We start from the raw sequence: 13637 nt of genomic DNA, 5'->3' as shown, positions 1-13637 counted from the left end.
ATCTATTCAAAACTTGTTTTTAATTTTGCAATTTCCTCATCACTATAGGGTTTTGCTGGATAGAGCCCCCAAACCGGTTTTGGCCATGCAATATCAGTTTTAAATCGTGCGATGTGGTGCACATGTAGTTGCGGCACCATATTACCAAGCGCAGCCACGTTCAATTTATCTGGGGTAAAGGTGTCTTGTAACAAACGACTCAGCTTGGCCGATTCTTGCCAAAATTGAACTTGCTGCGACTCAGGTAAATCAATAATTTCTTTCGCGCCCACAACCCTAGGTACTAAGATAAACCAAGGGTACTGAGTATCATTCATTAACAATACGCTACACAGCGGCCACTCGGTAATTAAGATACAGTCTCGTTGTAATTCTTTAGCTAATTCAAATGACATAGTGAAACTCCATAAACCCTATTTACTCGGCACTCTATCCGAATTTGTTGCTATTGCAAAGCGGCTTCATTACCATCCGATCAGACTTTAAAAATATAACAAGGTGGCTACCGTGCACTCTCGCATTAAACACTACACCATCGCCCTTCCGTTAGCGCTTGCCTCTGTCACCGTTAGCGCAGAGCAACTAACGCTAGAGCGACTTTTTGACGACCCGTCTCTTTCAGGTAAAGCACCTGTAAAACTGCAATTTTCTCCTGACGGTTCTCGTGTTACTTATCTTCAAGGTAAAAAAGAAGACTATAACCGTTACGACCTTTGGGAATACAATCTAAAAGACAATACCAACCGCTTGTTGGTAGATTCTGCAGCGCTATTTTCTGGCCCAGAGAACCTCTCAGATGAAGAAAAAGCACGACGTGAGCGTCAACGCATTTTTGGCCGTGGTATTTTAGAATACAAATGGTCAAAAGATGGCAAAGCGCTACTTTTCCCACTCAGTGGCGACTTGTACTACTATGAAATCGCTTCTGGTAAGAGCAAGAAACTAACGGAAACGGAAGCATTCGAAACCGACGCTCGCTTCTCACCAAAAGGCAATTTTGTTTCTTTTATTCGTGAGCAAAACCTCTATGCCATTGATCTTAAATCGGGTAAAGAAACGCAATTAACGAAAGACGGCGGTGGCGTAATTAAAAACGGCATGGCTGAGTTCGTTGCTCAAGAAGAGATGAGCCGTATGACGGGTTACTGGTGGTCGGGTGATGAGCAACAAATTGCTTTTACTCGCATTGATGAAAGCCCAGTTCAGGAAGCCATTCGTAACGAAATCTATGCCGAAGAGGTCAAGCTATTCAATCAACGTTACCCATACACCGGGACTGCTAACGTTGAGATTGAATTAGGTGTTGTAAAGATCAATGACCAAAAGGTGGATTGGATTGATTTAGGCGACGATAAAGATATCTATATTGCCCGTGCAAATTGGTTAAAAGACAACAAAACGCTGTCATACCAGTGGCAAAACCGCTCACAGCAAAAACTGGAACTGCGCTTTTACGATACTAAAAGCAAAAAACAGCAAGTTGCGCTGACAGAAACAAGTGATACTTGGATTAACCTACACTTTGACCTTAAATTCTTAAAGGACAAAAAGCATTTCGTTTGGGCATCTGAGCGCGATGGCTTTAAACACCTCTACCTGTACAGAACCAATGGCCAACTTGTGCGCCAAATCACTAAAGGCGATTGGATTGTTGAAAGCCTTCAGGGAATTGATGAGAAAAAAGGTATCGTATATTTCTCCGGCCGCAAAGACACGCCGCTTGAAAGCCACCTATACAGCGTACCACTTTTCAAAGATGGTGATGCAAAACGTATTACCGAAAAAGGCAGCTATCATAGTGTCGTACTGGCAAAAGATAATCGTACTTTTATCGATAAAAGCTCTTCTGTAAATCGTCCACCAGCCGTTGCGCTACGAACAGTGAATGGTGACTTTGTTACTTGGCTTGAAGAAAATGCGCTGAATAGCGAACATCCGTTAACGCCTTATTTGAGCAATCTAGCTACTCCAGAATATGGCACGCTTAAAGCGGAAGATGGTCAAACCATGTATTACCGCTTATTTAAGCCTGCAAAGCTTGAAAGCGGTAAGAAATATCCGGTTATTGTGAACGTGTATGGCGGACCTCACGCACAGCGCGTTACCAACAGCTGGCGTAGCAAAAACTTGTACTTCCAATATCTTGCCCAGCAAGGTTATGTGATTTTCCAATTAGATAACCGAGGTTCATATAACCGTGGTAAAAAGTTTGAAGATCCAATCTACAAGCACTTAGGTGTAGTGGAAGTGGCTGACCAAATTAAAGGCGTTGAGTTCTTGCGTACGTTAGAGTACGTCGACCCTGAGCGTATCGGTATTTATGGTCACAGCTATGGTGGTTATATAGCGCTGATGACAATGTTTAAAGCTGGTGATTACTTTAAAGCCGGTGTCTCTGGTGCGCCAGTAACCGATTGGGCTCTATATGACACGCATTACACTGAGCGTTACCTTGGTCACCCAGATACAAATGCTAAGGGCTATGAGCAAAGCGCGGTATTCCCTTACGCCGATGGACTAAAAGGTCCGCTGATGATTTATCACGGCATGGCGGATGACAACGTGCTATTTACTCATGCAACGAAACTATTTAAGCAATTGCAGGACGAGGTTAAGCCATTTGAAATGATGACTTATCCAGGCTCGAAGCACAGCTTACGTGGCAAAAAAGTACAAACCCACTTGCATCAAACCATTACTGACTTCTTTAATCGTCATTTTGAGGTTGAAGCTAAGTAAACACTCAATAGCGCCTAGCTTCCTATGAGCTGGGCGCTTCCTCTTCTTTTCTCTACATTTAGTTCTAGTCCATTAGTCTAATTGTTTATTCTTCAAGACTAAGAAAGACTGAAATTATTGTTCTATCTCAAGTTATTACTACTAAGATTAATTAGTATGAATTGATGAGGCGTTCGCGCCACTTGCTACTTTCAATAATAAAACGGCATAAGGATTGCGTTATGTCCAAACAGTTTTTCCGAAATCTCACCATTTTCCAGCGGCTCGCGTTACTGATCATTGTGGTTATTATCGGCGTTATCCTTCAAAGCACAGTGAGCTTATCGCAACAATATGATGCACTCGAAAAACAGCAATATCATAAAACCCAAAACCTTGTTGAAAATGCCTACAGTTTAGTGGCTTACTTCCATCAACAATATGTATCTGGGAAACTCCCTGAAGCACAAGCGAAATCCGCAGCCCTTGATGCCGTTGCCGCTTTACGATATGAAGATAACAATTACTTTTGGATCAACGACTATCACCCAAAAATGGTGATGCACCCATTTAAGAGCGAACTGAACGGCAAAGATCTCAGCCAATCAAAAGATCCCAATGGCAAGCGTTTATTCGTTGAAATGGTACAAGTGGCAGAAAAAAGTGGCGCTGGATTTGTGCCCTACCTTTGGCCAAAGCCCGGCAAAGATGCCCCAGTCGAGAAAATATCTTACGTCAAAGCGTTTACACCTTGGAGTTGGATCATCGGCTCCGGCGTGTACCTCGACACTATCGAAGCTGAGTTTGCCTATATTCGAAATTTGCTATTAATTGAGATGGCGGTGCTTATTATTCTGCTATTCCCATTTAGTGCAATCATAAGTAAGAGTATCATCACCCCCATTCAACAAGCCAAAGACATGATGAAAGATATCGCTCAAGGCGAGGGCGATTTGACTCGACAACTCGACGAAAGCGGCAAAGATGAGATCACCGCGCTTGCCAAATACTTTAACTTGTATACTGAGAAGATGCGTCATTCCATCGCGACAGTGGCCCATAACGCCAAAGAAGTTGAAACGCTGGCCAATCAGGTAAAAGCGGCTGGCGAAGAGAACCTGGCATTTATTGAGTCGCAAAATGACCATAGCCGCCAAGTCGCCACGGCTGCCGAACAAATGACCATGCAAGTTCGTGAGATCAGTAGCAATGCAGATACTGCAGAACATTCCGCCGCAGACGCACGCAATTACAGTGAAAAAGGCAAACAAACTATTTCTCAAACCATCGCCGCCATTAAAAAACTGTCGGAGCAAATTCAATCTGTGAGCGTGACAACGACAAGCCTTGCACAAGAGAGTCAGCATATAGGAACGGTGCTCGATGTTATTCGAGGTATTGCGGAGCAAACCAATTTACTTGCACTAAACGCGGCAATAGAAGCCGCTCGAGCAGGTGAACAAGGACGAGGCTTTGCCGTTGTTGCAGATGAAGTACGCACCCTTGCAAGTCGTACGGGTCAAAGCACCGATGAAATCCACAACATGATCGAGCGACTGCAAAAAGAAGCGCAGCAGGCCGTAGCAGCAGTTAAAATTAGTCAACAAATCTCGGAACAAACGGTTGCACAAGTACAGCTTGCCGATAACGCACTGACTGAGATTGAACGCCTAATTGACGCTATCTCGGATATGAGTACCCACATCGCCAAAGCCACCGACGAGCAGAGTCTTGCAGCACAAGAAGTTAATGAGCGGATCGCTCAGCTTTCGGACTCCACCCATCACTCTTTGGATACCACGCATTCGCTCAACAACACCAGTGAGCAACTCACACGGGCAAGTCACGAATTGAGTGACATAGTTAATCGCTTTAGAGTATGATATCCGCCATGCAGAGCACCTGTTAGTGCTCTGCTTCTCGCCTTATAGATGATTGATATTCCTTATCTTGTCGATAAAAATAATCCGTGAGCATCTAAGCTATTTTACCGCTATATTGCCAATTTATTTGCTGAGCAAAAATAGCCCGTGAAAATCTGTTTTATTATGTACCCTTGGGAGCGTGTAGAAGCTGAAAACGACAGCACGCTAAGACTTATCCACGAAGCCGTATCGCGCGGTCACGTCGTTGCCATCACCACCGTAAACAACTTAACTATTCGCGAAAGTGTCGCGAGTGCTTTCTGCGATGTCTTTGTTGCTGGTCAAAAAGTTTCTGACAACTTCGTGAGCTTTTACAACAAAGCTGAGTTTAAAAAAGTACAGCTTCCTTTGGCAGGTTTTGACGCAATATTTATGCGCGCCAATCCGCCGCTTGATACCCTGGCGATGAACTTCTTAGACTCTGTTCGTGATGACACTTTCATCATCAACGACATTGATGGCCTGCGCATTGCCAATAACAAGCTATACACTGCATCTTTCCAAGGCATTGCGAGAGAGTTTATTCCAAATACCCATGTATCTAAAAACAAAGAATATTTAGAGCGTATATTCTCTGAGTCAGAGCAAGAGAAAATGATCTTAAAGCCGCTTGATGGCTTTGGTGGTCGCGGTGTTATCGTCGTTGAAAAACGTGCGAAGCAAAGTTTTAGCTCACTCCTTGAGTTTTATATTGGTGGCGATGAGGCAGGTAAAGGCAGCAACTACGTCATTTTGCAAGACTATGTTGAAGGTGCCGACGAGGGTGATGTTCGCATCCTAATGCTTAACGGCGAACCGATTGGTGCCATGAAACGTGTGCCTGCAGCAAATGAAGTGCGTGCCAACGTACATGCCGGTGGCAAAGTGGTGAAACACAAACTCACCAACCAAGAAAAAGCGTTATGTAAGCATATCGGTCCTAAGCTTGTGCGTGATGGTTTGTATTTTGTTGGCATTGACGTGATAGGCGGCAAGCTTATCGAAGTTAACGTACTCTCGCCTGGTGGGATAACCCGTATTAACCGTTTAAACCGCTGTAAGCTGCAAGTGCAAGTTATCGATTTTGTAGAGAGTGTGGTGCACGCCAAAGAACTAGTAACGCATCGCAAAAACCAATTCCGTCAAGTAATAGAAGATGCTCATGCTATCTGAACAAGCTATCATTGCCGCGCTTGAAGCCGGCAAACCCATCAGTGGGCAATTTGCTGAAGGCGCTTTTCACCTCGAAGTGAGAGAATACGTGCCTTATGTCGCCACCGCTGTACATGCAGGCCACCGCACTCGTGCTAGCCTAAAAGGCTTGTTCGCCATTAGCGATGCTGAGCGTTTACAAGAGGAAGATCCGTTTACCGACGGCATGATTGAATCATTACCCATCACGCTTATCGCGCGTGACTCACGTTACGAATACGATCTTAACCGTGCGCCAGAGCTTGCGATATACAAAGAAGCCTGGGGTAAACAAGTGTGGAGCCAAGCGCTACCGAATGCAGACATAGACGTTAGCTTGTCAAAGCATGCAGCCTATTACCGCGTACTCAGTGCGCTTTTAACCACGCTTGAGCGTAAGTTTGGTGCCTGCTTGCTATTTGATGTACACAGCTATAACTATCAAGTTCGCAGCTACCCTTATGCACCAACCTTTAACATTGGCACTGCACAACTTGATACCTTGCGTTTTCGCGCCGTATTAGATGAGCTGAAAAAGCAGCTAGGGCTAAAAAAGCTGGCAGGTCAGCTGGTGGATTGTGCTGAAAATACCGTCTTTCAGGGCCATGGTTATCAAGCGCAATATATTACCAGCCACTTTGATAACACCTTAGTGGTACCGCTGGAAGTGAAAAAAGTCTTTATGGACGAAAACAGCGGCGAATTATTCCCTGTAGTGTTTGAAAAACTACAGCGCAACATGCATCTCGCTTTGAGTAAAACGGCAAAAACATTTGCTAAAAATCACTGCTATAAGCCACTTCGCAAAGCAAAATCAACGTCGCAGCTTGACCCTGCGTTGGTTAACGTGGACGCTGCGCTGTACCGTATTGCCAAAAACCTAGAAACGCTGCATTACGTTAACCCAAGTAATATTGCGCAAGAAAAGCGCCGTTTTTTCTCGAAACGTCATTATCAGCCGGCGTTTAAATATCGCCCGCTGAAAATTGACCCGTACGAGTTTAAAGAGCAACTCTACCGCTTGCCCGTTGGAAAAATCCAAGACCCGATCGTAAAAGATTTATATCGTAAAGTGATCGACAGCTACGCCACTAAAATCGAACTGATCACCCAAATTGGTCGCGAAGCGTTTTTGTATAACTCGTTACGTTATTATGGTGAGCCGGATTACAACGATATAAATAATGCGACGTTTTTGCTGCACGCACGCGAAACCGAAACCTTGCCAAAAAAAGACATTACGGCCGAGCAAGCCTTAGTACGTTTTAATCAAGCAATTGAAACCATGGGCTTACCTTGTAAGGTCGCTATATCAAGCAAACTCGTTGCCAAAGCAATGGTCGACAATAGTAAGCGTCTTTTACTTGTAAATAGCAGTGCAATGCTATCTGAGCTTGATATTAATGCCTTGATAGAGCATGAAATTGGCGTGCACTTGCTCACGACCTTAAATGCTGACGCCCAGCAACTTAAAGTGCTGCACTTAGGTCTACCCGGCAATACCTACACCCAAGAAGGGCTTGCCATCTATCGCGAGTATCAATCTGGACAAATAAATCTGACACGATTAAAAGTATTAGCGCTTAGGGTGATTGCGGTCAACATGCTGCTTAAAGGCGATAAATTCTATCAAGTGTATGAGTTTTTGGCTGACTCGGGTGTATTAAACGTCAATGAAGCCTTTGCGCTGACCACGCGAATTTTCCGTGGTGGTGGCTTTACTAAAGATCATCTCTACTTAAAAGGCTTTAAAGACATAGTGCAGCTTGCCAACACTCGCAGCTTAGATAACTTATATCTCGGTAAAACGGGCATCGCGCACTTAGATGCATTGGATGCGTTAGTAGAGCAAGGTATATTCACAAGGCCTAAATATCTGCCGGATACGAGCCGAGATCCAGAGCCAGATGCTATCCTAAGTTATTTAATTTCTTCAATTAAATAGGCCAAATTCGCCACTGTGGTTATACTAGTGCCATCTAGTATCTACCCAGTGGCTTTATTTTGACACAACAGGAAATAGATTTACTCGCTTTTGAGCTGGCAAACCTTCGTCTCAAAGCCGATCTTACGCTTGCGCCTGAATACCCTAATTTCTCAGATAAGCCCTACCCGCTTGGTCGCTGTCTGGAAATTCGCGATGAAATGTTTAAACTCGTCACCACGGAGCTCAAGCAAAATTCAGAACGTTTATCTGTGCTCAGAAGTTATATGCTTAAAGAGAATACAGAGCTCAAAAAAGTATGGGGTTCACTGCGCGATGAGTACTTTCAAAATGCGATGTTGGTGGGAGATTGGTATATAGATACCGCAAACGATACGGTCAATGCAAACAAACCCAGAGTTGAAATCAAGCCCATCGCACAATCAGGCTTTTCAACCATCACTAATTTCGAGCAGTTTGTGAAGATTGCTCGGTCTTATTGGCAAGTGGATGTGTTTAAAAACACTGCCTTTCCAGCAATCGCACCTTACTTACCGTTAATTTGTGTCAACGCAACAGGCGCCACTTGGCTAGCTGCGGCCAACGACGATATGATCAAAGTCGCCACCGACAGTGAATTTAAGCTATCTGAGCAAATCCTCACCCAGTTGCCAGAGCCAGACACTAATATCGTATCGCGCTGGAAGCAGACCCTAACTGGCATCGATGCTTTAGATGACATCTTATTGCAAACAGGAAAGCCTGAGGGGTTTTGCCAACTATACAGAGCTGCCGAAAAGGCCGCGGATTTGGCATTTAGAGATAGAGTCGTACGCGCCTATATGAGCTTACCCAAAGGCGCGTAGCGTAGCGAATTAGAAGGAAGTGGGATAAGTCGGCTTTTCGTCCGTGATTTCCCATTTATCTTCTGTCGGTCTGTCTACTCGACATTGATTTTGTTGTTGGAAACACCGATCCTCACAGTTTTGTACTTGCATCGGATCTGAGTAATCCTTGCGGCAGGTAACAGAACACGAACGTGAATCACCTTCGCAATCAACCGGCACATTGCTTACTCGAGTCGTAAAATGCCCACTGCAACCGCTAACAAACACAGCGACGAACACTGCCGCTACCCATAATTTTTTTGTCATTGTTCTTCTCTCAAAAACACCGGCTCTTGGGCCTTTTGCGTTGCTTCATCGCTAAAGCGATAACCTGCAATATCAAACGCTTTCAAGTTTTCCAAATCCGATACTTGGTTCTCAATGATATATCTTGCCATCATACCACGCGCTTTTTTCGCGTAAAAACTGATGACTTTGTATTGACCATTTTTACAATCTTTAAAGATAGGTGTGATAATGTCGCCTTTTAGCGCTCTCTTATCTACCGCTTTAAAGTACTCATTTGAAGCTAAGTTCACCAAATATTGTGTTTGTGCCTCTTCCATGACCTTATTCAGTTTGTCAGCGATAATCGTGCCCCAAAACTCATACAGGTTTTTGCCACGCGGGTTACTTAACTTTGTACCCATTTCTAAACGATAGGCTTGCATTAAGTCAAGTGGTTTTAGAATGCCATACAGCCCAGATAAGATACGTAAATGATTTTGCGCATAATTTAAGTTAGCCTCAGTAAGGCTTTGCGCTTCTAAACCAACATAAACATCGCCGTTGAAAGCAAAAATAGCTTGTTTAGCATTGTCTTGCGTAAAGGGTTGTGACCACTCAGTAAACCTTGCTGCATTTAAGCCTGCAAGTTTATCACTTATCTTCATTAAGCTACCGATCTGCTGTGGTGATAAGTCGCGACAAACTTGAATAAGTGACTCACTATGCTCCAGCAACTCAGGCTGTGTGTGCGTCTTGATTGGTGCGGGTGTTTCATAGTCTAGGTTTTTCGCTGGAGAAATAACTGTGATCATGGTTTGCCTATTGACTTAGCTAGTAATTAATGTCAATTTCAACACTATCCCCAAGTAACTTCAAGTGTTTGTCCGCTTTCACTTGGGTTTAAGCAATTCGCTGTTAAAGTACAGCTTCGTTTTACAACTCGACCTTATATAACAACAACCTAAAATAGTGAGTGTGATATGTCGCCCGATACGGACATATGACCTATTCAGCTATTTCATGGTGTTGCAACATAAGGCGTCTAATATCACTTCGCTGTTATCAATATTGGAATGAGGAACACATGACTTCAGCATTAGATAGGCTAAAACAACATTCATCAATCGTCGCTGACACCGGTGACATTGAAGCCATCCGCAAGCTACAGCCTGAGGATGCAACAACTAACCCTTCTCTTTTACTTAAAGCGGCAGAGACGCCTGCTTACCAGCCTTATCTAGCAGAAGCTTGGGATTATGCCAAAGCCAATGAAAGTGACGCTGACAAGCAACTAGCGCTAGCTTGTGACTATTTTGCCGTTGTGATTGGTAAAGAAATCGCGAACTCTGTGCCAGGATATATCTCAACCGAAGTAGACGCACGTTTATCTTTTGATACCGAAGCGACCATCGCAAAAGCAAAAACACTATTGAATCTATATGAAGCACAAGGCGTTAGCAAAGACAAAATCTTGATTAAGATTGCATCGACTTGGGAAGGTATTAAAGCCGCTGAAGCACTAGAAAAAGAAGGTGTTAAGTGCAACCTAACGTTGCTATTTAGCGAAGCGCAAGCACGAGCATGTGCCGATGCAAACGTATTTTTAATTTCACCATTTGTTGGCCGTATTCTAGATTGGCACGTTGCCAATGGCTTAGAAAAGCCAACTGATCCACTGCAAGATCCGGGTGTGCAATCTGTTCGTAGTATTTTTGAATTTTATAAGCAGCACGGTTATAAAACCGTTGTAATGGGCGCCAGTTTCAGAAATACAGGTGAAATTCTTGCACTAACGGGTTGTGATAAACTCACGATTAGCCCTTCTCTACTAGAAGAGCTTGCTGCAATGCCTGCAAACGAAGATTACTTACTTGAAGCTGACTTTGAGCCTAAAGCCAAACCTGCGGCGCTAACAGAAGCTGAGTTCCGCTGGTTACATAACCAAGACGCAATGGCCACAGAAAAGCTTGCTGAAGGTATCCGTTCGTTTGCCGATGCGCAAGAAACATTGGTAGCACGCTTTAAAGCACTATAAGTGCCTTAAACTTTCGATTTCAAAACGCCGCATTATGCGGCGTTTTTGTTATCGCTCTCAATACAAACCTCTCTGAACACCTCCTAGATATCACCCGAATTGACCTTCATCAAACTGTCACTTGGTTTTAACCCAAAAGACACAATTGTGTTTTATTTTTATCCCGTCTGTGGTATATCAATATCACTTGAAGTGAAAATTGATGCCGCTACTTTCTGGTTTTGGTACAAAAAGCAAGCAACGCGGGGTTGTTTGTAGCGTACTTTAGCTATCAGACTTTTATCGGTTCCTCATGAAGAGGTTTGCCAAATAGTATGAAGAAATCAACGGTGTCATTGCAGTTGTAGTGCTAACAACAGCCAAAGCAAGTGCCACTTTAGGTTGTTTTTATCAATAGGAGATTTTCATGGATACCCTAGACGAGTTATTAGAATTATTAGAAAGTCCGGATACTAGGAAAAAAACTTCATCTAAGGGCAAAAAAAGAAAATGGCGTGAAATTGAAGCGCTAAAAGATAAACAGCGACTACGCAAAGAACTACAGGAACTAGATATTTTCGCAGACAATGTTGATTTAGACGAATTTGATTTTAACTAAAAAGAGCGCCCTTCACGGCGCTCTTTTTGGTTTTTATCTGCTATAGCTCGGTCAATCGCCAGTCGATTGGCTGCTTACCCATTTGGGTGAGCAGCTGGTTGGTTTTACTAAAATGGCCACTACCAAAAAAGCCGCGATGCGCTGAGAGCGGCGAAGGATGTGGTGCGTGTAAAACATGGTGACGGTTTGTGTCTATGCTCTTACCCTTTTTCTGGGCGTGTGAGCCCCAGAGTAAGAAAATAACGCCTTCGCTTTGGGCATTCAGTCTTTCAATCACTACATCTGTAAAGCGCTCCCAGCCCAAATGTTTGTGTGAATGAGCTTGGCCTTGCTCTACCGTCAACACCGTATTTAACAACAGTACGCCCTGTTTAGCCCAGTCAATTAGGTAGCCGTGATTAGGTATGCTAAAGCCTTCAATATCCTGCACCAACTCTTTATACATATTATTTAACGATGGCGGTGGCTTAATCCCTGGCAACACAGAGAAACATAGACCATGGGCTTGATTGGGGCCGTGATACGGGTCTTGCCCTAAAATCACCACTTTAACCTGGTCGAAAGGGGTGACTTTAAACGCTTCAAATACTTGGTCGTGTGGCGGAAACACATTGATACCTTGAGCGCGACGCTCTGCCACGTAATCCATGGTTTGTTTAAAGTAATCTTGTTGCTTTTCCTGACCTAACACGTCACTCCACGTTGTCATGCTTCACCTTTTTCATCATATTATAATGGCTTCGAGAAGCGTCGAGTTTACCACATAAATCCGATATTCCCTCGAGCATGCGATAGCTATAACGATGGAGCAGATCGGCATCTACCGAAATAGTTTGTTGGTACTTTACCGCTGGGATCGAAGGCCATTGCTGCCATTCAATTGCTTTCACCTCTTGTTTGGTCTTTTCTTCAGGGATCACAATCACTTGTGGTGATTTCAACAGAACATTTTCAATGCTAATTTGCGGATAGTCCGTGGTGGCGTCGGCAAAAACATTTTTCACATTACACACAGTAAATACTTGCTGTAACCAACTTTCGCCTCCCACAGTCATTAGCGGAGATGGCCACAATTGATAAAACACAGCTAAGCTAACGCTTTGTTTATACTTGGCTTTTAGTTCATTTAAACGTTTAGAAAATAAATCAGCCTGTTGCTGTGCTTGAGATCCAAGACCAGTAATTTTACCTAGGCGTAGCAACTCATCGGGTAGTTTATCTAGATATTTCGCTTCACTATAAATCACGTCAACACCAAAGCTTTCGAGCTTTTCGAGCATAGGAACGTGACTTGCATTTTTCCACGCAATGATAAGATCAGGCTTAAGTGCCAAAATTTTCTCAACCGAAATGCCTTGATAGTCGCCAACTTGAGGCAGTTGCTTGGCTGATTCTGGATAATCTGCATAGGCTACCGTGCCTACAATCCGTTCTCCAGCCCCTATTGCATAAAGATTTTCGACAATATGAGGCGCAAGCGCGATGATCCGCTCTGCGGGCTTAGCGCTAACACTAAAGGCAAAACCTAGAACAATAAATAACGCGAATTTTAACATCAGTAGTCAAACCCTTTTTGCGCCTTAATGCCGGTCTCAAAGGCATGCTTCACATTGCGCACCTCACTCACGGTATCTGCAAGCTCGGTCAGGCGTCGATGTGCACCGCGCCCAGTTACAATCACTGACTGCATAGTAGGACGGTTTTCTAGCGCCGTTATGACTTCGTCTAAATCTAGATAGTCATAGCTCAACATATAGGTAATTTCGTCAAGCAATACCAAGTCGATGCTTTCATCTTGCAACCATACTTTTGCTTGCTGCCACGTCGCCTGCGCAGCGGCTGTGTCGGTTTCACGGTTTTGCGTTTCCCATGTAAAGCCCGTTTTCATGACCGCAAATGGCACACCGACTTTTTCGAGCAAATTGCGTTCACCGCAATCCCAGGTTCCTTTAATAAACTGTACAACCGCAGCGTTCATACCATGACCGACACAACGCGCAACGGTGCCAAAACCTGATGTTGACTTACCTTTACCGTTACCTGTGATCACTTGTAAAATGCCCTGCTCTTGCTGCGCCGCTGCAATTTTTTCATCGACTTGTTGTTTTACTTTTTGCTGTCGTTGCTGATGCTTATCTTGTTGTTCACTCAT

13 protein-coding genes are annotated in these 13637 nt (G+C 43.9%); 7 read left to right on the top strand and 6 right to left on the bottom strand.

All coding sequences use genetic code 11. The annotated features are described in order from the left end of the window. Window positions 1–2: 2 nt before the first annotated feature. Window positions 3–395 (bottom strand): HIT domain-containing protein, encoded by a 393-nt coding sequence (locus tag B1L02_RS03480; RefSeq protein ID WP_088529935.1) that lies wholly within the window; start codon window positions 393–395, stop codon window positions 3–5. A 112-nt stretch (window positions 396–507) separates the two neighbouring features. Here B1L02_RS03480 and B1L02_RS03475 point away from each other — a divergent pair, with 112 nt between their 5' ends. The 5 genes from B1L02_RS03475 to B1L02_RS03455 all read left to right on the top strand — a co-directional run bounded on the left by B1L02_RS03475 (window position 508) and on the right by B1L02_RS03455 (window position 8603). After that, on the top strand, window positions 508–2739 hold the full coding sequence (locus tag B1L02_RS03475) for a S9 family peptidase (RefSeq protein WP_088529934.1): 2232 nt from the start codon (window positions 508–510) through the stop codon (window positions 2737–2739). A gap of 221 nt (window positions 2740–2960) precedes the next feature. Continuing rightward, window positions 2961–4601 carry a methyl-accepting chemotaxis protein gene (locus B1L02_RS03470; RefSeq protein WP_088529933.1) on the top strand — a complete coding sequence of 547 codons (1641 nt, stop codon included), beginning with the start codon at window positions 2961–2963 and terminating at the stop codon, window positions 4599–4601. A gap of 147 nt (window positions 4602–4748) precedes the next feature. Further along, entirely contained in the window at window positions 4749–5795 is a 1047-nt protein-coding gene (gene gshB / locus B1L02_RS03465; protein ID WP_010372154.1) for a glutathione synthase, read from the top strand. Continuing rightward, window positions 5785–7758 (top strand): flavohemoglobin expression-modulating QEGLA motif protein, encoded by a 1974-nt coding sequence (locus tag B1L02_RS03460; protein WP_088529932.1) that lies wholly within the window; start codon window positions 5785–5787, stop codon window positions 7756–7758. Before gshB ends, B1L02_RS03460 begins: the two co-directional genes overlap by 11 nt. A 59-nt stretch (window positions 7759–7817) precedes the next feature. Next, window positions 7818–8603: a hypothetical protein gene (locus tag B1L02_RS03455; RefSeq protein ID WP_088529931.1), complete on the top strand. Its 786-nt coding sequence runs from the start codon at window positions 7818–7820 to the stop codon at window positions 8601–8603. A 9-nt stretch (window positions 8604–8612) separates the two neighbouring features. Here the strand turns inward: B1L02_RS03455 and B1L02_RS23660 are convergent, their stop codons facing one another. After that, window positions 8613–8891 (bottom strand): hypothetical protein, encoded by a 279-nt coding sequence (locus B1L02_RS23660; RefSeq protein WP_151208251.1) that lies wholly within the window; start codon window positions 8889–8891, stop codon window positions 8613–8615. After that, window positions 8888–9664: a peroxide stress protein YaaA gene (gene yaaA / locus B1L02_RS03450; protein WP_088529930.1), complete on the bottom strand. Its 777-nt coding sequence runs from the start codon at window positions 9662–9664 to the stop codon at window positions 8888–8890. Before yaaA ends, B1L02_RS23660 begins: the two co-directional genes overlap by 4 nt. A gap of 272 nt (window positions 9665–9936) precedes the next feature. On the opposite strand from yaaA, the gene tal reads away from it, so the two are divergent. Together tal and B1L02_RS03440 are read left to right on the top strand one after the other, a co-directional pair. After that, window positions 9937–10887 carry a transaldolase gene (gene tal, locus B1L02_RS03445; RefSeq protein ID WP_088529929.1) on the top strand — a complete coding sequence of 317 codons (951 nt, stop codon included), beginning with the start codon at window positions 9937–9939 and terminating at the stop codon, window positions 10885–10887. A gap of 406 nt (window positions 10888–11293) precedes the next feature. Continuing rightward, the gene (locus B1L02_RS03440; protein WP_010606112.1) at window positions 11294–11485 is read left to right on the top strand and encodes a DUF3545 family protein; all 192 of its coding nucleotides are present in this window, start codon (window positions 11294–11296) and stop codon (window positions 11483–11485) included. A 40-nt stretch (window positions 11486–11525) separates the two neighbouring features. Here B1L02_RS03440 and ung read toward each other — a convergent pair whose 3' ends face one another. From ung to cobO, 3 genes are read right to left on the bottom strand one after another with little or no spacing between them, the layout of a single operon-like run. Beyond that, window positions 11526–12194 carry a uracil-DNA glycosylase gene (gene ung / locus B1L02_RS03435; protein ID WP_088529928.1) on the bottom strand — a complete coding sequence of 223 codons (669 nt, stop codon included), beginning with the start codon at window positions 12192–12194 and terminating at the stop codon, window positions 11526–11528. Further along, window positions 12178–13041: a cobalamin-binding protein gene (locus tag B1L02_RS03430; protein ID WP_088529927.1), complete on the bottom strand. Its 864-nt coding sequence runs from the start codon at window positions 13039–13041 to the stop codon at window positions 12178–12180. Before B1L02_RS03430 ends, ung begins: the two co-directional genes overlap by 17 nt. Next, the gene (gene cobO / locus B1L02_RS03425) at window positions 13041–13637 is read right to left on the bottom strand and encodes a cob(I)yrinic acid a,c-diamide adenosyltransferase (protein WP_088529926.1); all 597 of its coding nucleotides are present in this window, start codon (window positions 13635–13637) and stop codon (window positions 13041–13043) included. The genes B1L02_RS03430 and cobO overlap by 1 nt, the downstream gene beginning before the upstream one ends.

The organism is Pseudoalteromonas piscicida (assembly GCF_002208135.1).
GTDB classification, from domain to species: Bacteria; Pseudomonadota; Gammaproteobacteria; order Enterobacterales; family Alteromonadaceae; genus Pseudoalteromonas; species Pseudoalteromonas piscicida_A.
Note: the sequence above shows the minus strand (reverse complement) of the source record. Positions and strands in the feature narration are given on the sequence as shown.